The sequence below is a fragment of the Pseudoalteromonas sp. 2CM39R genome, assembly GCF_023161845.1.
Window position 1 is genome coordinate 1 of record NZ_JALNTM010000008.1, and the last position, 18,681, is coordinate 18,681.

At 41.1% G+C, this 18,681-nt stretch carries 17 protein-coding genes and 1 tRNA gene; 5 read left to right on the plus strand and 13 right to left on the minus strand.

Features of this window, described 5'->3' with window-relative positions; all coding sequences use genetic code 11:
• Nucleotide 1: 1 nt before the first annotated feature.
• A tRNA-Pro gene (locus MTF66_RS18040) sits at nt 2–75 on the minus strand.
• A gap of 341 nt (nt 76–416) precedes the next feature.
• Between MTF66_RS18040 and folD the strand changes: the two genes are divergently transcribed.
• Complete coding sequence (folD, locus tag MTF66_RS18045) at nt 417–1,271, plus strand: bifunctional methylenetetrahydrofolate dehydrogenase/methenyltetrahydrofolate cyclohydrolase FolD (RefSeq protein ID WP_054553151.1); 855 nt, start codon at nt 417–419, stop codon at nt 1,269–1,271.
• Between the two features lie 52 nt (nt 1,272–1,323).
• On the opposite strand, the gene MTF66_RS18050 is transcribed toward folD, so the two are convergent.
• Together MTF66_RS18050 and cysS are read right to left on the minus strand one after the other, a co-directional pair.
• The gene (locus tag MTF66_RS18050) at nt 1,324–2,208 is read right to left on the minus strand and encodes a DMT family transporter (protein ID WP_248527731.1); all 885 of its coding nucleotides are present in this window, start codon (nt 2,206–2,208) and stop codon (nt 1,324–1,326) included.
• A 136-nt stretch (nt 2,209–2,344) separates the two neighbouring features.
• Nucleotides 2,345–3,724, minus strand: a complete 1,380-nt coding sequence (gene cysS, locus MTF66_RS18055; protein WP_248527733.1) for a cysteine--tRNA ligase — start codon at nt 3,722–3,724, stop codon at nt 2,345–2,347.
• Nucleotides 3,725–3,901: 177 nt separating this feature from the next.
• On the opposite strand from cysS, the gene MTF66_RS18060 reads away from it, so the two are divergent.
• Genes MTF66_RS18060 through MTF66_RS18070 form a run of 3 tightly spaced genes read left to right on the plus strand, consistent with a single transcriptional unit; the run spans nt 3,902 to nt 6,030 of the window.
• Entirely contained in the window at nt 3,902–4,393 is a 492-nt protein-coding gene (locus MTF66_RS18060) for a peptidylprolyl isomerase (protein WP_248527735.1), read from the plus strand.
• Between the two features lie 54 nt (nt 4,394–4,447).
• Nucleotides 4,448–5,182: a UDP-2,3-diacylglucosamine diphosphatase gene (locus MTF66_RS18065; protein ID WP_058586307.1), complete on the plus strand. Its 735-nt coding sequence runs from the start codon at nt 4,448–4,450 to the stop codon at nt 5,180–5,182.
• Nucleotides 5,183–5,232: 50 nt separating this feature from the next.
• The gene (locus MTF66_RS18070) at nt 5,233–6,030 is read left to right on the plus strand and encodes a transporter substrate-binding domain-containing protein (RefSeq protein WP_248527737.1); all 798 of its coding nucleotides are present in this window, start codon (nt 5,233–5,235) and stop codon (nt 6,028–6,030) included.
• On the opposite strand, the gene MTF66_RS18075 is transcribed toward MTF66_RS18070, so the two are convergent.
• From MTF66_RS18075 to miaE, 3 genes are all read right to left on the minus strand, one after another.
• On the minus strand, nt 6,023–7,924 hold the full coding sequence (locus tag MTF66_RS18075) for a sensor histidine kinase (protein ID WP_248527738.1): 1,902 nt from the start codon (nt 7,922–7,924) through the stop codon (nt 6,023–6,025). The two genes, MTF66_RS18070 and MTF66_RS18075, sit on opposite strands and share 8 nt — an antisense overlap.
• A 5-nt stretch (nt 7,925–7,929) precedes the next feature.
• The gene (locus MTF66_RS18080) at nt 7,930–10,152 is read right to left on the minus strand and encodes an EAL domain-containing protein (RefSeq protein WP_248527740.1); all 2,223 of its coding nucleotides are present in this window, start codon (nt 10,150–10,152) and stop codon (nt 7,930–7,932) included.
• Nucleotides 10,153–10,388: 236 nt separating this feature from the next.
• Nucleotides 10,389–11,147 (minus strand): tRNA isopentenyl-2-thiomethyl-A-37 hydroxylase MiaE, encoded by a 759-nt coding sequence (gene miaE / locus MTF66_RS18085; RefSeq protein ID WP_248528073.1) that lies wholly within the window; start codon nt 11,145–11,147, stop codon nt 10,389–10,391.
• Nucleotides 11,148–11,377: 230 nt separating this feature from the next.
• On the opposite strand from miaE, the gene MTF66_RS18090 reads away from it, so the two are divergent.
• Nucleotides 11,378–11,977, plus strand: coding sequence for a Yip1 family protein (locus MTF66_RS18090; protein ID WP_054553157.1), 600 nt, complete (start codon nt 11,378–11,380; stop codon nt 11,975–11,977).
• An 82-nt stretch (nt 11,978–12,059) separates the two neighbouring features.
• On the opposite strand, the gene purF is transcribed toward MTF66_RS18090, so the two are convergent.
• The 7 genes from purF to MTF66_RS18125 all read right to left on the minus strand — a co-directional run bounded on the left by purF (nt 12,060) and on the right by MTF66_RS18125 (nt 18,680).
• Nucleotides 12,060–13,586, minus strand: coding sequence for an amidophosphoribosyltransferase (gene purF, locus MTF66_RS18095; RefSeq protein ID WP_054562087.1), 1,527 nt, complete (start codon nt 13,584–13,586; stop codon nt 12,060–12,062).
• A gap of 18 nt (nt 13,587–13,604) precedes the next feature.
• On the minus strand, nt 13,605–14,099 hold the full coding sequence (locus MTF66_RS18100) for a CvpA family protein (protein WP_036969851.1): 495 nt from the start codon (nt 14,097–14,099) through the stop codon (nt 13,605–13,607).
• A gap of 322 nt (nt 14,100–14,421) precedes the next feature.
• Nucleotides 14,422–15,075, minus strand: a complete 654-nt coding sequence (locus tag MTF66_RS18105; RefSeq protein WP_054562088.1) for an SPOR domain-containing protein — start codon at nt 15,073–15,075, stop codon at nt 14,422–14,424.
• Nucleotides 15,076–15,086: 11 nt separating this feature from the next.
• Entirely contained in the window at nt 15,087–16,352 is a 1,266-nt protein-coding gene (folC, locus tag MTF66_RS18110; protein ID WP_248527742.1) for a bifunctional tetrahydrofolate synthase/dihydrofolate synthase, read from the minus strand.
• Between the two features lie 25 nt (nt 16,353–16,377).
• Nucleotides 16,378–17,253: an acetyl-CoA carboxylase, carboxyltransferase subunit beta gene (gene accD / locus MTF66_RS18115; RefSeq protein ID WP_058586313.1), complete on the minus strand. Its 876-nt coding sequence runs from the start codon at nt 17,251–17,253 to the stop codon at nt 16,378–16,380.
• Nucleotides 17,254–17,411: 158 nt separating this feature from the next.
• On the minus strand, nt 17,412–18,206 hold the full coding sequence (truA, locus tag MTF66_RS18120) for a tRNA pseudouridine(38-40) synthase TruA (RefSeq protein ID WP_054553162.1): 795 nt from the start codon (nt 18,204–18,206) through the stop codon (nt 17,412–17,414).
• A 141-nt stretch (nt 18,207–18,347) separates the two neighbouring features.
• On the minus strand, nt 18,348–18,680 hold the full coding sequence (locus MTF66_RS18125) for a Na+/H+ antiporter subunit G (protein WP_054553163.1): 333 nt from the start codon (nt 18,678–18,680) through the stop codon (nt 18,348–18,350).
• Between the last annotated feature and the right edge of the window lies 1 nt (nt 18,681).

Genomic DNA, 18,681 nt, shown 5'->3' on the forward strand with positions numbered 1-18,681 from the left:
GTCGGCGATGCAGGATTTGAACCTGCGACCCCTTGGACCCAAACCAAGTGCGCTACCAAACTGCGCTAATCGCCGATGCTTACCGTTGTTTGCGAGTGACCTCGTTAACAACGGGGTGCATAATAGTGATTTGACCGAGTCAGGTCAAACATTTTTTTAAGAAAATAATTCAATCGGTCACTTTTAGTTCATAATGGTTAAATATTGCAAATATAAGCTAAAATTTGAACTCTTTTTTATAAAGTAGCGCTTTATATAAGATTGCATCTTGGCGCTATGATGCTTTTCTGCGAAAATACGCAACATAAATAAATATGATCAAACAAACATGATTTGTGTATCCACGCCCCCTTTATTGGATAATCATATTTAGATGTATCAGTATCAAGTTAACTAACCCCAATTAAAGGTCACCCATGACGGCAAACATCATCGATGGTAAGGCAATAGCTAAACAAGTACGCAGCAATGTAGCAGAGCGAGTTGCAGAGCGTGTAGCGAATGGATTACGCGCTCCAGGACTAGCAGTTGTGTTAGTTGGTCAAGATCCAGCTAGCCAAGTGTATGTTGGTTCTAAACGTAAAGCATGTGAAGAAGTCGGCTTTGTATCTAAGTCTTACGATTTACCTGGCGACACAACTGAGCAAGATTTACTTGCATTAATAGATCAACTAAACGAAGACAAAGAAGTAGACGGTATTCTAGTACAGTTACCTTTACCTCAGGGTCTTGATGCTGAAAAAATTCTTGAACGCATCACACCACATAAAGATGTTGATGGTTTCCACCCTTATAACATTGGTCGTTTAGCTCAGCGTATGCCGGCACTTCGTCCTTGTACGCCGAAGGGCATCATCACCCTACTCGACTCTACCGGTGTTCGCTACAAAGGTATGCACGCAGTCGTTGTTGGTGCGTCAAACATTGTTGGTCGTCCTATGTCACTTGAGCTTTTACTTGCAGGCTGTACAACAACGGTTTGTCATAAGTTTACTCAAGATTTAGAAACTCATGTTCGCCGCGCTGATTTATTAGTTGTTGCGGTTGGTAAACCTGAATTCATTCCGGGTGATTGGGTTAAAGAAGGTGCTATCGTAATCGATGTAGGCATTAACCGCCTTGAATCTGGCAAGCTTGTTGGTGATGTTGAATACGATATCGCTGAACAAAAAGCACATTTCATTACACCAGTACCAGGTGGTGTTGGCCCAATGACTGTGGCAAGCTTAATCGAAAACACCCTTGAAGCGTGTGAAAAGTACCACAGCTAACAAAAATTTATGTTCGTAAAAAAGGCTGCCAATGGGCAGCCTTTTTTTGGTTTTAAGTTTTTTGAAGTTTGAACTGCTTAAGTTTTAGCATCTGGGGGAGCACTGAAAACACAATCATCATAAACATCAATAGGTATTGCCAGTCTTGATATTGTTCGTTTATGAGTAAAACAGCACATACTATTCCCGCGATTGGATTGGCTATTGTGCCGAATGAAAACTCAGCCACAGTCATGCGTCCTAATAACCAAACATACAGAATATAAGCGATGGCGGTATTGGGCACGATTAACCAAAATAGTGCAGAATATTGCAGCGTTGAAATAGGCTCAAATACCACTTGATATTGCTCTGGGTGAAGTAAACTGCCATCAATAAACGCAGCCAATAACAAAATAGTGCCGCCAATGATTAACTGCCAGGTAAGCACAACCCACCAATGAATATGCACCGACAAACTTTGTACCAAGGTGCTACCAATCACAATAGTCAGTAAGGCCCCAAATAAAGCAGCCACTCCCAATACATTTAATGCCACGTGTGCTGGGTCGAACAACAACCACGCCAATACCACCAGCGCCATAGCACAGAATGCTTGAATTTTTGCGGGGCGCTGCCCTTTAGTAAGCCAAGCATATAACAAAGCCACAACCGGCACAGACACCATCCCTACCCCAGCTATGGCTGCAGGAAGGTTTACCGCCATGATAAAAATAAAGGCAAAAAACAGCGCGATATTCACAGCACCTAGCGTTAACAAACTTGGCCACTGCGAACGGGTTGGCAAACTAGGTTTAAGCAATAAAAGTAATAACCCTGCAGGTAATGCACGCAATGCGCCTAATAAAAGTGGCGGCCAATCAGGTGTGGCATATTTGGTCACTGCATAGGTGGTGCCCCATAAAAAGGCGGGGATCATGGCAAGTAAAATATTCAATGTCTGTCCTTGTTAATACGAAGAGATGGCAAGGTAAAAGCTCAAGTACAGTTGAGGTCAATAGCTATATTGATTAATAACAAAAAAGGTTGCCTCGTTGGCAACCTTTTTTAATGAGTCATGCTTCGATGAATAGTTAGGCTTTACGCCATGTTGTTTTACCAGCTGAATCTTCAAGTACCACACCAAGCGCATTCAATGCATCGCGTGCTTCATCAGCTGCCGCCCAATCTTTGCTTGCGCGGGCTTCGTTACGTTTTGCTATTAGCGCTTCGATGTGAGCTACTTCGTCGTCAGCTTGGCAACCTTGTAAAAAGGCTTCTGGGTCTTGTTGTGCTACCCCTAATACCTCAGCAACACTGCGTAGTACATAAGCTAGCTTACCTGCTTGCTCTGCATCGCTGTCTTTAACACGGTTTAGCTCTTTTGCTAATTCAAATAATACTGGTAGTGCTTCAGGGGTGTTAAAGTCATCATCCATCGCTTTTCTGAATTTAGCCACATATTCATTGCTAGCTAAATCACATTCGATTGGCGTTACGCCGCGCAGTGCAGTGTAAATACGTTCAAGTGACGAACGTGCTTGCTCAAGGTTTTCTTGCGAATAGTTAAGCTGGCTACGGTAGTGACCTGAAATTAAGAAGTAACGAACTGATTCAGCATCGTACTCTTTTAATACGTCACGTACGGTAAAGAAGTTGTTTAAAGACTTAGACATCTTTTCTTTATTAACCTGAACCATACCTGTGTGGATCCACGTATTAACGTACTTGCCGTTATTTGCACAGCATGACTGAGCAATTTCGTTTTCATGGTGCGGGAACTGTAAATCTGAACCACCACCGTGAATATCAAAGTGCTCACCTAAGTGCTTAGAACTCATTGCTGAACATTCAATATGCCAACCAGGGCGACCCTCACCCCATGGTGAAGACCATGACGGCTCTTCTGGCTTGGCTTTTTTCCAAAGCACGAAATCAAGTGGATCTTGCTTATCTTGTGCAACTTCAACACGTGAACCAGCCTGTAGCATGGTTAGGTCTTGTTGCGATAAAGCACCGTATTGCTCAAAGGTTGATACATCAAATAATACATCACCATCTGCAGCAACATACGCATGGCCTTTGGCAATTAAACGCTCAACCATAGCGATGATTTCATCCATGTGGTTTGTTACTGTTGGCTCAACATCCGGACGCAGCATATTTAAGCTGTCGAAATCTTCATGCATGGCTTTGGTCATACGAGTCGTTAAATCATTAATTGACTCACCATTTTCGTTAGCACGTTTAATGATTTTGTCGTCTACATCTGTGATGTTACGAACGTATTTTAAATCGTAACCAATGTGGCGTAGGTAACGAACAATGACGTCAAAACCAACGAAAGTACGAGCATGACCAATGTGACAGTAATCATAAATGGTGATACCACACACGTACATGTCGATTTTGCCATCAACAAGGGGTTTAAACTGCTCTTTTTGTCGCGTAAGTGTGTTGTAAATTTGTACCATTTATAAAATGTCCTTAACGGTGTTTCGAGATTCTCTATGGTAACACTTGCAAAGCCACTGCTCTAGCGCTTTATCAATTGAATAAGCACTTTGTTAATCGTTTTAAACAAGCTCTTTGTTAATCAAAGACAACTACTATAAAATAGCCCCATTATTAAACCTGATATAGGAAACCTCATGGTTGTACTACACACAAACTTTGGTGACATCACTATCAAGATGCACGAAAGCGATGCACCAAACACAGTTAAAAACTTCTTAGAGTATGCGAATGCTGGCTTTTACGACGGTACTATCTTCCACCGTGTAATTGATGGTTTTATGGTACAAGGCGGTGGTTTTGAGCCGGGTATGGTTCAAAAAGAAGTAAACAACCCTATCGAAAACGAAGCAAATAATGGCCTTGCAAATAAAGTGGGCACATTAGCAATGGCACGTACGCCGGATCCACATTCAGCGACTGCGCAGTTCTTCATTAACGTTAACGACAATGACTTCTTAAACTTCAGCAGTGAAACATCACAAGGCTGGGGCTACTGCGTGTTCGCAGAAGTTGTTGAAGGTATGGACGTGGTAAACAAAATCAAAGGTGTTGCTACTGGCAGCGCTGGTTTCCATCAAGATGTACCTCTTGAAGATGTAATCATCGAAAAAGTAACGGTTAGCTAATTTAATCGTTTAGTCTTTTTAAGCGGGCCTTTGCCCGCTTTTTTGCGAGTAACCATGAAACAAAGTTATTTTATTGCCGACCTCCATTTAACAGAAAACCGCCCAGACATCACTGCGGCATTTTTTGATTTTCTTGATAACAAGATTATTAATGATGACGTTGATGCACTGTATATTTTGGGTGACTTTTTTGAAGTATGGGTAGGTGATGACTATCAAACTGACCTTTCAAAGAGTGTTGCCGCACGTTTAAGCCAAGTCAGTGAAAGTGGTACTGAGGTGTTTTTTATCCATGGCAATCGCGATTTCATTATGCGAGAAGACTATGCAAAAAGCGCAAGTATGACTTTGCTACCTGAGCAAGTTGTTATTGATTTATACGGTACTCCAACAGTTATCTTGCACGGTGATGAAATGTGCACTCAAGATATTGAATATCAAAAGTTTCGCAAAAAAAGCCGTGGTTGGTGGTGGCCAAAATTAATGCTTGCTATGCCGCTTTGGTATCGTAAGAAAATTGCCCGCAACGCCCGCGAAAAATCAAAACAAAGCCAAGCAGGCAAAGCGTTAGAGATTTTAGATGTGACTGAAGATGCGGTACTAGCCATGTTTGAAAAGCATCAAGTTACTAATATGATCCACGGTCATACCCACCGCCCTAATGTGCATCACTACAATCAGGCAGGTAAAACGCTAACCCGCACTGTACTGGGTGACTGGTATGAGCAAGGTTCATACTTAAGAGCTACTCCAGAGCAGCAAAAACTAGTCCACACGCCCTTTAAATAGCCGATATTTTAACTATGCTTTAACCAGTATTGTCAAAAAAAGTATCCTTTATGACGAGTCGGTTAAGCCTATTATGTTGTTGTTTACTAATTAGCTTTTCAATCAATTGCCAAACTTGGCAATTGGTCACAGAGCCGTTTCCACCTTATTTTATTGATAAGCCAAACAAGCCGGGCTGGCTGCACGAAGTAATCATCGCAGCACTGAAAACACAAAAACATCAAGCCACTATTGAATACACACACTGGGGACGTGCTCTAAAGCTTGCCAAACGCCATAAACGTGTTGCAGTGCTAGGTGCTTTTTATACAAAGCAAAGAGCGAGAGATTTTCTATATTCAGCCTCATTAGCAACCGCACATACCGTGTTATTCAAGCGTGTTGATAGCAAGATAACCTTTACAGGCTCCCTTTATTCATTAAAGCCATATACAATTAGCAAAGGTGAAGACTATGTGGTTAGTGAGCAATTTGAGCACCACCCAAACCTTAGCCTAACAACCACAGGTAGCTTAATTGAGAGCTTGTTGCTATTAAAGCATGGTCGTGTTGATTTAGTTGCAGGCACAAAAGAGGTTGCCTTGTACTGGCTCAATAATAGCGAACGCTTACAGCGAGCAAAGCAAACAGAGTTAGAAATAGTTACCCCCTATCTTGCTACTCAACACTTACATGTGATTACTGATAAAAATCACCCTCAGGCTGAGCTTTTTCAGCAAAGTTTATCTTTAGGTCTTAAAGCTATTACGGCTTCAGGCAAGCTTTTAGAGATACTGAAGCATTATGAACTGAATGAAAAAGAAATTAGCCATATTACACAGCTATACGAAAAAACCTATGCTAACTAATTTTGTTCTTTTTCAAGCGTGGCAAGGTAATCTTAAACTGCGTTGCTATACCTTCAGGTAGGTCTTTGCTTGCAACTAGCTGGATTTTTCCATTAAGAACACTCGTAACCCATTCATGCACAAGGTACAAACCTAACCCTGTATGACCATGGTTTCTCGATGTAGTCACGAAGGGGTCAAATAGATTACTGCATAAAGAGTCATCAATCCCACAACCATTATCAGAAACGCTAATACAAAGGTCACCTTGTTGATTTAAATGTACATGCAGTTGAATGAGCTTGCTATCAAGCTCGTCAAAGGCGTGAGAAATTGCATTAACGATTAAACTCTCGATAACCTGAGAGATAATCCCAGGGCGACTAACAATGTCTTTTTTGACATCGATTTTGGTTTCTATAGATACTTTTGAGGCTTTAAAGCGGGATTTTAAACCAAGTAGTAGATCATCGATGACTTTTTCAATATTAAAGCTAATATATTGATCGTTTGACCGATCATGGGCCATTTCTTTAAAGCTTTTCACATGATCAATAGCCTTTTCTAAGTTTACTTGTGAGAGCCTTAAGTTATCAGCAACTTTTACTACGCTTGATTCTAAAAACTGCTTAGTAAAGCCCTCATCTATTTTATCTTTGAGTTGTTGATTAATTAATTGTGCATTCGATAGTGAAATAGCAGCACCGCCCAATGGTGTATTCATTTCGTGGGCAACACCTGCCACCATTAAACCCAGTGATGACAACCTTTGTGCTTCAATAAGCTCACCTTGTAGTTGATGCTGCTGTTTTATGTAACGTTGTAATTTAGTATTGGCCGCTAACAGCTCTTGCTGCTCGTGCTCTAAGTGCGCTCTGGCTTTAATAACCTTACATTGGTCTCGGTAACTGCGCTGCAAATATAGGCCAGAAATTGATATCAGGCTGACAGCGCAAGCTAAAGCGATAATAAAAGATCGTAAAATAAGTGCGTTTTGCACTGAACCATCTGCCTTTACCAGTACAATAATATCGTTTGTACCATTTGCGCTATTATTACCTAAGGTCATTTTTAAAAAGCTAGTTGCATGACTATGCGATGCAATAAGATCCTGAGATTTCGGCAGTTGAGTGATGACTTGCCATAATGAGCTATCTTCGTTACCGAGTGTCAGCATCGGTTTCTCCAGCATAAACCCCCACTCTTTATCTTTCTTTGGGTGTAACAACCAATAACCTGCGCCATTAATTAATTGTATTTGTGCTTGTAAGCTGCTGAGTGACTTTATTTGCTGTAAGGTTTTCGACAGGTCAAAATTGACAACCACTAATCCGTCTAGAAAAAAGCTATCGCTTGTGGTTCGATAAGATGCTCTTAATGTTGGTTCATGCGGTGTAGCAACTGCGCCACGCTCTACATTTAAATCTATTGGCGTGATATAAACTTCACCCTTCCTGTGCTCCATCCCCTCGGTAAAATAATAACGGCTACTTTTATTTTGTAACTGTTTTGTTGGTACTGGCTCCGCTTGCCCTGCTTTAAAGTTAACCCGATACCTTTCTTGGCCTTCATTATCTAGCCAACGTATTTGAGATATATTTTCTGCGGCTAAACCAAAGTTCACAAAATGGGTTTGTATTTGTTGCTCAAGTAATGCGTTTTCACCACTTTGCTTTAATATGTCATCGGCCACCAGCAACTTAACAACTTTACGTACATCACCAAGCTCCCTGCTAAGAGTATTGTGAGCGGCAAGTAAGGTGTTATCTTGCAAAAGCGTGACACTACTTTTTTGTATTTGATATTGAATCACATAAACCATCAAGCTAATTAATAAGCTAACAGCTGCCATGACCATAAATTTAAAAAGTAGACTTTTCTTCAGTGACTTATATTGGCTTGTTACTGCTATCATAATAGTTATCTAGGCCTGTCCTTTAGCCACTGCAATGCATCATCATAAAACATGGGTTTTGCGTAATAGTAGCCCTGCCCTATGCTACACCCAGCTTCAATTAGACAGTTGTGCTCGGCTTCTGTTTCGATGCCCTCTGCCGTTACCTCAAAGCCAAATTTTTCTGCCAGCAACATAATCATTTCGATAATGTGTTGGTTAGATTTTGACTCTTGAATATCGGTTACAAAGCAGCGATCTATTTTTATTATCTGCGCAGGAATTTCACTAATATGGGCAAGTGACGAATAGCCAGTACCAAAGTCATCAATACTAATTTTTATACCCAAGCTCGCAAAACGACATAAACATGTATTGATCTTTTCATAGTTAAAAATCGCTTGAGTCTCTGTTACTTCAAGCTCAAGTAACGAAGGTGAAATGCCATATTCCTCAATGCGTGCTGCAACCTCGACAAAGTAATCATCGGCTAACAAATCAAACGTCGATGCATTAAACGCGATTGGCAAACTAACGCCCTGCTCTGCAAATTGCTTAATCGTTTGCATTATTTTGTCAAAAATCAACTTATCTAACTCACTAATAAGTCCTGCGGTTTCGGCAAGTTCAATAAACTCATCGGGCCTTACAAATGTTCCATCACCTCTTTGCCATCGCGCCAGTGCTTCAAAACCAATCACTTCATTAGTGGTTAAATTAACCTTGGGTTGCAGGGCTACTTGGAGCTCTTTGTTACGTATTGCTGTGCGCAACTCCTGCATTAGCTCATAGCGCCGTGTAATCGCTTTGGTATTATCTAATGTATAATAGAGCAGCTCAGCTCTTTGTGTGTTTTCTTCGTTGAGTGTCGACTCTGCAAGATTAAAAATTTGCTCAGCGCTATGTTCTTCAAAAGCGATTAGCTGCATGACTAAAATACGCACATCTAAAAACTGTTTTACTCCATCAATTTCAAAAGATTGACGTTTTAAAGAGTCAACAACGCTTTCATCTTCAAATGCATGGCTTGACACTAAAACACCTAAACAATCACTTTTAAATACTGCTATTCTAGGATGGTACGACTCCAATGCTTGCAAAATATTCTCGCGCATTTTGAGGTGTGTTTTTTTACAAAATTCATGACCAAACCGAAAAGACTTTTCGTCAAACTGGAGTATTTCAAATACCACTAACTGAGTTTCAGCTTGTTCGTATTTGTTCATATTATCGATTTCGCGCTGTAACCAGTTTCTGTTAGGTATATTTAGCGTTATATCGGTATATGCAAGTTCCGTCAGGCGGTTCATCAGTGCAATATTCGAAAAGCCAGTACTGACATTTTCACTAAACACTTTTAGCAAAAATACATTATGCTCGTCGATGGGAACATCTGATTTAACAATCGTGATGTAATAGCTAATATCAACATCTGCGGTATCAAAATAAAAAACACTGTAATGCTCAGAAAACACATGCTCTTTTTTATCTCTGGCTAAAATATACGATTGCTGTGCTTCTTCAGAGAGCACATCTTTGCTGAGCTCTTTACCATCAAGCCCTCTATAGCAGCCGATACTAGTTATAACTTTGGGGTGTTTATCAAAGTGCTTTTCATTGCCAACACATAATACGCCACCTCCCTTAGATAGGTGCAAAATTTTACCTATTTCATCTAGCACCGCATGAGAAAACGCACGTATATCGTGTTTACTATTAATGCTTCTTGATGCATCGAGCACTAGCTGCAGTCCTTGTTTAGCACTTGAGATTTGCGAAATGTATTGATACGTACGAAGATGGCTACTAACGATAGATTTAAGCTTATCTACCGTCATGTCTGACTTATTCCAGTATTCGTCAATATCAAGCGATTGCATTACTTGTGGTTCAGGGGCAAAGCTTGGTTGCCCTGTTAATAGCACTATGCGTATATCGTTATTGCCTAAAACGTGACGAATGGTATTTACAAGTCGTAGGCCAGAATCATCCTCTTCCATTACCACATCAAGAAATACAATAGCGATGTCTTTGTGACGCGATAACACAGACGATGCCTCTGACACTGAATTTGCCGTTAAGAGCTCCAGTGACTCATTATTATCAAGAGATATGGCATTAAAACTGTTTAGTAATGCTTGTTGATAGTTTAAGTCGTCTTCAACCGTTAATATTTTCCATGTTTTTTGAGTATGCGATTGTTCAGAAGCATCCTCTTTAAACTCGAAAGGCACATTAGAATCACGCATGACTTCTCCTTTTAACAACTTATGATTCTATTTTACGAATGTTAATAGCAATCTAGGTCAAAGGTAGTGCAAGATTTTAAAAGGTACAAATTATCTACTAAAACAATAAATGAATAAGTATTAGAAAAGTAATGAGAATTAGTTAATTTGAATAGGGGTAAAACCTAACTAATAAAAGACTAAGTTTGGCAAGATAAATGAACTAGAGCGCCAAACAGGCGCTCTGATTTAATATATTATGCAGGCACACCGCTGTGAAATTTAAAGTCTTCATCTGGGGTTGAAATAAGCTCAGCTTCATGTTGACCAAAAAATTCAACACGCTCAGTAATATCAAACTCACTGATTTCTTGCGCAAGAGTTAAATAATCTTGGTAATGACGCGCTTCAGAGCGCAGTAGTGAGATATAAAAATCACCTAAGCGTTTATCAACATGTGGGGCTAATTTAGCAAAACGCTCACACGATCGGGCTTCGATGTAAGCACCGATAATTAACTTATCTACCAAGGCATCTGGCTCGTAAGTTTTTACGTGGCGCAGCATACCCTTTGCATAACGGCATGGTGTAATGCTTTTATATTCAATACCGTACTCATCCATAATCTCAAGAACTTGATAAAAGTGATGTAACTCTTCTTTGATGAGCATCACCATTTTATCAATGAGATCTTGCCCATAAGGTGAATTCGATTTTGGGATCATTGATTTAGTCAGCTTGTTTTTATCTGCAAGCTCACGCCAATCCCCTTCTCGCTTATAAATAAGTGTTTCAAATGGTTTTAACCACTCAAGCAACGCATCACTGCTTTCTTTATCAACCGCGTACTTACGGATTAAAAACATAGCAGACTGAGCTGCTTTTAATTCACAGATAAGATGGTCGATTAAAACCACATCTAAGTTTTCTTTTTTGGTTGCCGCAGCAATCCACTCATCGGGTGTTTCGCACTTTAAAAAAGAATGAATGGGCGCTAATAAATCAGAATAAGGCACTGAATAACTTCTCATCAAAAATCTTAATTCGATTTTATCACATAAATTAGCCCACGTTCCATGACCCACATCAGTGCAAGTTAATTTTCTATATGCACTAAAGAGTTACATTTAATCGGCTATTTCGATTATTTCAGCTTCTTGACAAGATTTAATTACTGAACCATAACTTAATCAAAGCTGTACAAAAATAAAACAGCTCATATTCCTTTTTTACAGGGGCAATGATTATGATTCTAAACCACTTATGGGGCTTATACGCTCACCCACTCGAAGAATGGCAGACAATTGATAACCGTCACGAAAGCTTGCGCTATAGCTTATCGCACATTTTATTAATCGCCTGTATTCCTTCATTAATGGGCTACTATTCATCAGTTTATTTGGGCTGGAGTATTGGCGCAGGTGAGGCTGTATATTTAACCCATGATAGTGCATTACTTATCGCGGTTGCGATGTACTTTGCACTAATTGCGGGCGTTTTTGCACTGGCATACTTAGCTCATTGGATGGCAGTGACCTTTGGTGCAAAACCCACCTTTACACAAACCCTAGAGCTTGCAGCTTATACAGCGACGCCAGTATTTATGTCTTCATTTGCGGCATTTTTACCTGAGCTGTGGTTTGTGGTGTGCGTAGGCCTTGTAGCACTAGCCTACTCAGTTTACTTACTCTACACAGGGGTGCCAATTTTAATGCACATTCCTGAAGAGCGAGGTTTTATCTATGCCAGTTCAGTAGTCACCTGTGGGCTGATCTTACTGGTAATTATTTTAGCTGCGACAGCTATTTTATGGACTAACGGAATTGTCCACCCTATGTTTACTTAAGTTCATTGTTATTTTCCTTTCTTTCCATAAACAAAAAAGGAGCTGTAAAGCTCCTTTTTTATACCAATCAAATCAAGGCTGATTAATCAGCGCTGTTTTCTTCTTGGTTATGTAACTCTAAACTCGCTGACATCGCATTTTCACGAGTTGATTTCGCTGAATCATTACGTAAACGGTCAATGTGGTTTAGGTAGTCTTGGTCGATATCACCAGTGATGTATTGACCATCAAATACTGATGTTTCAAAACGGGTGATTTCTGGGTTTTCTTGGCTTACTGCTGAGATTAAGTCATCTAGCGATTGATAGATAAGACCATCTGCACCAATGCTTGCGTTGATATCTTCAACTTCACGGCCATGAGCAATTAGCTCAGCTGCTGATGGCATATCAATACCATAAACGTTCGGGAAGCGAATCTCTGGTGCTGCTGATGCGAAGTAAACGTTCTTAGCACCTGACTCACGAGCCATCTCAACGATTTGCGCTGATGTTGTACCACGAACAATTGAGTCATCAACAAGTAATACGTTTTTACCTTTGAACTCACGGTCAATGGCATTCAGTTTTTGACGAACTGACTTCTTACGCATTTCTTGACCTGGCATGATAAACGTACGGCCAATGTAGCGGTTTTTAACAAAACCTTGGCGGTATGGCAGGTTAAGGGCTGATGCAATCTCCAGTGCTACGTCACATGATGTTTCTGGGATTGGAATAACCACGTCGATGTCTTTGTCAGCCCATTCACGTGCGATTTTCTCACCTAACTTAGTACCCATGTTTACACGTGTTGCATAAACAGACATACGGTCAATTGTTGAATCTGGGCGCGCAAAGTAAACGAACTCAAAGATACACGGCGAGTAAGTTGCTTTTTCAGCACACGCTTGCGAGAAAAGTTGACCATCTTCAGTTACGTAAATTGCTTCACCTGGTGCAACGTCACGTACAAACTCAAAGCCATCTGTTTTTAAAGCAACGCTTTCTGATGCAAACATGTACTCAGTACCGTTTGCAGTTTCACGCTTACCAAATACTAATGGGCGGATACCGTTCGGATCACGAAACGCAACAATACCGTGACCAATGATCATTGCAATCGTTGCATAACCACCGGTTACTTTATTATTCACTTCAGTTACCGCTGTGAAGATATCTTCAGCATCAAGTTTTAGCTTGTTCGATTTACTTAATTCATGCGCCATGATGTTAAGTAAAATTTCAGAGTCAGATGTTGTATTAACATGACGGCGAGCTTCTGAAAATAATTGCTGCTTTAATGCTTCTGCGTTTGTTAAGTTACCATTGTGCGCAAGTGCGATACCAAATGGCGAGTTAACATAGAAAGGTTGCGCTTCAGACGAGCTAGAAGAACCAGCTGTCGGGTAGCGAACATGGCCAATACCAATTGTACCTTGCAGACGTTTCATATGACGGGTATGAAATACATCTTTTACAAGGCCATTGGCTTTACGTAAGCTAAACGTGTTGTTTTCAATGGTAATGATGCCAGCTGCATCTTGACCGCGGTGTTGCAAAACAGTTAAGCCGTCATATAACGCCTGATTAACAGGAGAAGTTCCGACTATGCCAACGATACCACACATTAAATTTATCCTCGCCGATTAACGGTTTACAGAATTTAAAAAGCTCGAGTTGTTTTCGAGGTACGAGAAGAACCACTCAACAACAAAGCCAAATTCTGGAATCAAAATAGAGTTGCCCCACCAATGCGTATTAGGTGCACCGGTAAAAGCATCAAGAAAGAAGAGTAACGCGCTTACGACCAACACGCCACGAAGAGCACCAAACACTATGCCGAAAACACGGTCTGTGCCAGATAAACCAGTACGTTGTACAAGTTCACCTAAAATATAGTTTAGTAACCCACCCAACAGGAGTGTCGCAAAGAATAATATGGCTATTGCGGCTGCATTTCTTAAAAGGGGTTCTGAAATACTTGTTAGGAAGGATGCTAAATATTGGTAAAACAAACTAGAGATGATAAATGCGCCAGCCCATACAGCTAATGACATTGCTTCTTTTACAAAGCCACGTATTAAGCCGATGATAGTGGATAGTGCAATAATGCCAAGTATGGCGTAATCAACCCAGATCATAAGAACCAACTAGTCGTTAATTTGGGGCGCATTCTATACCCAAACCACCTGTGGATGCAAGAATTCAGCATGAGATAAAACGCATTTAGGCAAGGCATTGATTGTAGGGAATGGTGTCCCCTTGTCAAAATCAATAACGCAGAATAAATGCGTTTTAGCCATGCCCTTCGGGCGCTTCACAGGGCTTCCACTACTGTGTTGTGGCAATTTGAAAGGTACCTACATTCCTGCATCGCCACGCCTTGTATTGAAAACCCTGTGATAGCGCTGAATCATGGATCTACAGGTGGTTTGGGTATTTGGCTATACTCAAAATGCCAGATCATTTTGTAATTTCAAACTGAGTAACTTTGCCGTTTAACTTGGTTAACTGCTTTAACTCAGGAAGCTTACTTTCTAACTCTTTCTTGCTAAGTGAAGGACCTACAAAGACTTTTGTCAGTGTGCCGTTCGGGGTTTTGATTGGGCGAGTGAAGGTTTTGAAACCATTCGCTTTTAATTTTTCTTGTAGTGATTTCACATTAGGTGCGTGAGAAAAACTGCCCAGTTGAATAACATAAGCCATTTGTGTGAGGTTCTCTTCTGGCTTACGGGTTGGCTCAGGCGTTTTAGCAGCTGGCTTGGCAGGCTCTTGCACTGCAACTTTCGGCTCAGCTTTGTTAATTACCGGCTCATCAGTTGAAGCTTCTACCATTTGTGGCGCAGTATCAATTTGCTGGGTTTCATTTGCGACAAGATCAGCATCGTTTGCTTGCGTATCTTCAACTGGAATTTGCGAAGGTTGCTCAGCAGAGGCGACTTTATTATCAATCACCTCTTGCAAGTCTATCGTAGTGAACTCAGGGCGTTCAGGAATAGCTTTAAAGCCTTCTTTATAATGAACCTTTTCACCATCCAAAATGTTTGGAATGAAGACAATAGCCGCCACAACCACAATCGTGGTGCCTACTAAGCGATTAATAAACCCTGCGTTCACCGATTTCCTCTCTATTTTTTAAAGTAATTGATGGCTGCAGCCACAGTTATAAACGAACCGAACACAATCACTAACGTGTTTTCATCAACATTTGGTAATAACGTATCTAGCGCAGTTTCAACACTCTCATAGTGCGTACTAGGCGCTGTTGATGTGGTTTCGGCTAGTGCTTTAGCAAGATTCTCAACTTTGTCGCCACGAAAACAATCTAAGCTTGCTAACGACCACTGGTCAACAACATTTGCCACGGCCGACATTGCAGCCACTTTATCTTTATCTGCAAGCATAGCGACTAATGCATGAATTTTAAACCCTTGATCTTTATACACGCTTAATTTGCGTGCCAAATATCGAGCTGACTCAGGATTATGTGCAACATCGGTAAAAACAAGCGGCTGCTGACTTAACTGCTGAAAGCGCCCTTCTACAGTTAGATTCGCCAAGCAATCACGCACTTGTTGCTCACTTGGCAATAGCTCAAGTTTTGCAAGTAGGGTCAACGCAGTTGCTGCATTTTGACAAGGGATAGCAGGCTTAGCTAAGCGCCAATCGTTATCTTGGTACTGCCAGTTAAAGCCTTCATTATCTTCTGTGAATATGAAGTCTTGGCCTGATAGCACCATATCAGCGTTAATCTCATTTCCATAATCAGTCACTGTATGCGGAATCGCTAAATCGCCAACAATAGCCGGTGTATTGGTACGGAAAATACCCGCTTTATCGTAACCAACAAGTTCACGAGTATCGCCTAGGTATTCTTTATGGTCTAAATCTATGGTGGTGATCACACAAGCATGCGGGTTCACGATATTAGTCGCATCATAACGGCCACCCAGCCCCACTTCTAGCAGCACATAATCAACGGCGTGACGTTTAAAAATAGCAAGCGCGCCTAGGGTACCATACTCAAAATACGTGAGCTGCGTGTCACCACGGCCTTTTTCAAGCATATCGAAAGCATCAACATGGAATTGATCGTCAAGCTCTTGGCCATTAATACGTACGCGCTCGTTATAACGAATAAGATGCGGCGAAGCATAAGTACCCACACTGTAACCCTGAGCAAGTAATAAGCTTTCAAGGCAACGGGCTGTGGTCCCTTTACCATTAGTACCTGCAATTAGGATTATTTTGCTTGATGTATCGAGTAAGCCGACTTGGTTTGCCACGCGTTCTACGCGCTCTAAACCCATTTCGATATTAGCAGGATGGACACTTTCTAAATAACAAAGCCAATCATCAAGGCTTGATGATTGGCTAGGAAGGATTTCTGTCATAGCGTTTAATCAGTTAAGCTGAAATTTACGCTACTCTATGCTCTTGTTCAGTAGAAGGCAAGTTCATAAATTTCGCTAAGATACGTGCAAGGGTGTCACGCATTTCACGACGGTCTACAATCATGTCGATTGCACCATGCTCTAGCAAGAATTCACTGCGTTGGAAACCTTCAGGAAGCGTTTCACGAACTGTTTGCTCAATTACGCGAGGACCCGCAAAACCGATAAGCGCTTTAGGTTCAGCAACGTTTACATCACCAAGCATTGCCAGTGATGCAGATACACCACCCATTGTTGGATCAGTTAATACTGAAATAAACGGTAAGCCTTTTTCGCTCATTTTTGCAAGTGCAGCACTTGTTTTAGCCATTTGCATTAATGACATAAGAGCTTCTTGCATACGTGCGCCGCCTGATGCAGAGAAACAAATAAGTGGCATGTCGTGCTCTAAACATTGATCTACAGCTTCAACAAAACGAGCACCTACTACTGACGCCATTGAACCACCCATAAACGAGAACTCAAAAGCAACAGCAGCAACAGGAATGCCTTTTAGGCGGCCTTTCATTGCTACAAGTGCGTCTTTCTCGCCACTTACTTTTTGTGCTTGGGTAATACGGTCAGAGTATTTTTTAGAGTCTTTAAACTTTAATACGTCTTTTGGTTCGTGCTCTGCACCAATTTCTTGGCGGTCAGCATCATCTAAAAAGTTTTCAAGACGTTTACGGCCACTTAAACGCATGTGGTGATCACACTTAGGACACACGTTGAGTGCTTTTTCTAATTCTGCTTTATATAAAATTGAATCACAGTCTGTACACTTAGCCCAAACCCCTTCAGGGATTTCTTTACGACCTGACGATTTAGTCGTTTTAGGTAAGATTTTTTCTAACCAACTCATTTGCAACTCTCTTAATGCTGTTCTGTGTCGCAGTCTGTTTAATTGGAAACACTCGCTTGTGTTTCTGATAACAAATAAACAGACAGATTTTTTCAATTAAAACATGAATTACCCGCAGACGATATAAAAAACTGGTCTTAGTAGTCGTGGACTTAAGACTAACTGTCTGAATCAGGTAAAAACAAAGGCCCTAATGGTGTTTTAGGAATGCCAAAATGTTCTGGGTAATCCACGTCAACTAAGTAAAGGCCAGCGGCTTTTGCTGTTGCACTTGCCTTAGCGCGCTCTTTTAAATCAAGTAATTCTTTTAACCACACAGGTTCATGCTTATGCAGACCAATGTCCATCAAACACCCGGTGATGTTTCGTACCATGTGATGTAAAAACGCATTGGCTTTAATATCAATGATCACATAATCACCTTGGCGTTTTACCGATAAATGGTGAATAGTACGGTTTGCTGTATTTGCTTGGCAGTGTAGTGCTCTAAACGAAGTAAAGTCATGCTCACCTATTAAATACTGACAGGCTTCTTGCATTTTAGTTTCGTCTAATGGGTGATGAAAATGGGTCACCCCTTCACTCATAATAGCGCCGCGATAGGTGTAATTATAAATCACATAGCGATAGCGACGTGCTGTGGCACTAAAACGAGCGTGAAAGTCTTCGCTTACAGGCTTGGCAAAGCGAATAGCAATATCTTTTGGCAGTAAGGTATTCATACCCATCGTAAACGCGACCATTTCACGCTCAGCGTGAGTATCAAAATGGATCACCTGCCCAGTGCCATGTACACCCGCATCGGTACGGCCTGCACAAACTATTTCGACTGGATGATTACAAATACGCGACAACGCCGTTTCTACTTCTTGTTGTACGCTATTGACGTGTGATTGACGTTGCCAACCACTGTAACGCGCGCCGTTGTACTCTACTCCAAGTGCTACTCGCATAATGCTCTATTTACCTACTGTACTAAATGACGGGGCATTTTATGCGATCTACGAGCGCAATAAAAGCCACTGTAGTAGATCACATTGTTCTGGTTACTCAGATATCACACCAATTCGCTTAACTATAGTTGCGAGCTGGTATTAATCTTCTTCGATGTTATCGAGGCCCTTGGTGCCATCTTTAGCACGAAGCTTGTGGTGGATGGCTGATTTGATCAGCATATAGCCGCTGATAGGTGCGGTGATCAGTAAGAAAATTGAAATCAAAATTTCTTTCACACTGATGCCATCGTGGGTGTAGCTAAAATACACCATGGCGGCAATTAACAATGATGCCATGCCAAGCGTTGTTGCTTTAGTTGGACCGTGCAGGCGCATAAAAAAGTCAGGCATTTTCACAAGTCCGATTGAACCTATAAGAATAAAGCAACCACCAATTAATAATAAGATTGATACAATCCATTCACTCATCATT

What these genes read in the sequence shown, in the direction of transcription:
- folD (WP_054553151.1), top strand. Translation starts at nt 417, where the DNA reads ATGACGGCAAACATCATCGATGGTAAGGCAATAGCTAAACAAGTACGC.
- cysS (WP_248527733.1), bottom strand. Translation starts at nt 3,724, where the DNA reads ATGGTACAAATTTACAACACACTTACGCGACAAAAAGAGCAGTTTAAA.
- MTF66_RS18060 (WP_248527735.1), top strand. Translation starts at nt 3,902, where the DNA reads ATGGTTGTACTACACACAAACTTTGGTGACATCACTATCAAGATGCAC.
- MTF66_RS18065 (WP_058586307.1), top strand. Translation starts at nt 4,448, where the DNA reads ATGAAACAAAGTTATTTTATTGCCGACCTCCATTTAACAGAAAACCGC.
- MTF66_RS18070 (WP_248527737.1), top strand. Translation starts at nt 5,233, where the DNA reads ATGACGAGTCGGTTAAGCCTATTATGTTGTTGTTTACTAATTAGCTTT.
- MTF66_RS18075 (WP_248527738.1), bottom strand. Translation starts at nt 7,924, where the DNA reads ATGATAGCAGTAACAAGCCAATATAAGTCACTGAAGAAAAGTCTACTT.
- MTF66_RS18080 (WP_248527740.1), bottom strand. Translation starts at nt 10,152, where the DNA reads ATGCGTGATTCTAATGTGCCTTTCGAGTTTAAAGAGGATGCTTCTGAA.
- MTF66_RS18090 (WP_054553157.1), top strand. Translation starts at nt 11,378, where the DNA reads ATGATTCTAAACCACTTATGGGGCTTATACGCTCACCCACTCGAAGAA.
- purF (WP_054562087.1), bottom strand. Translation starts at nt 13,586, where the DNA reads ATGTGTGGTATCGTTGGCATAGTCGGAACTTCTCCTGTTAATCAGGCG.
- MTF66_RS18100 (WP_036969851.1), bottom strand. Translation starts at nt 14,099, where the DNA reads ATGATCTGGGTTGATTACGCCATACTTGGCATTATTGCACTATCCACT.
- folC (WP_248527742.1), bottom strand. Translation starts at nt 16,352, where the DNA reads ATGACAGAAATCCTTCCTAGCCAATCATCAAGCCTTGATGATTGGCTT.
- accD (WP_058586313.1), bottom strand. Translation starts at nt 17,253, where the DNA reads ATGAGTTGGTTAGAAAAAATCTTACCTAAAACGACTAAATCGTCAGGT.
- truA (WP_054553162.1), bottom strand. Translation starts at nt 18,206, where the DNA reads ATGCGAGTAGCACTTGGAGTAGAGTACAACGGCGCGCGTTACAGTGGT.
- MTF66_RS18125 (WP_054553163.1), bottom strand. Translation starts at nt 18,680, where the DNA reads ATGATGAGTGAATGGATTGTATCAATCTTATTATTAATTGGTGGTTGC.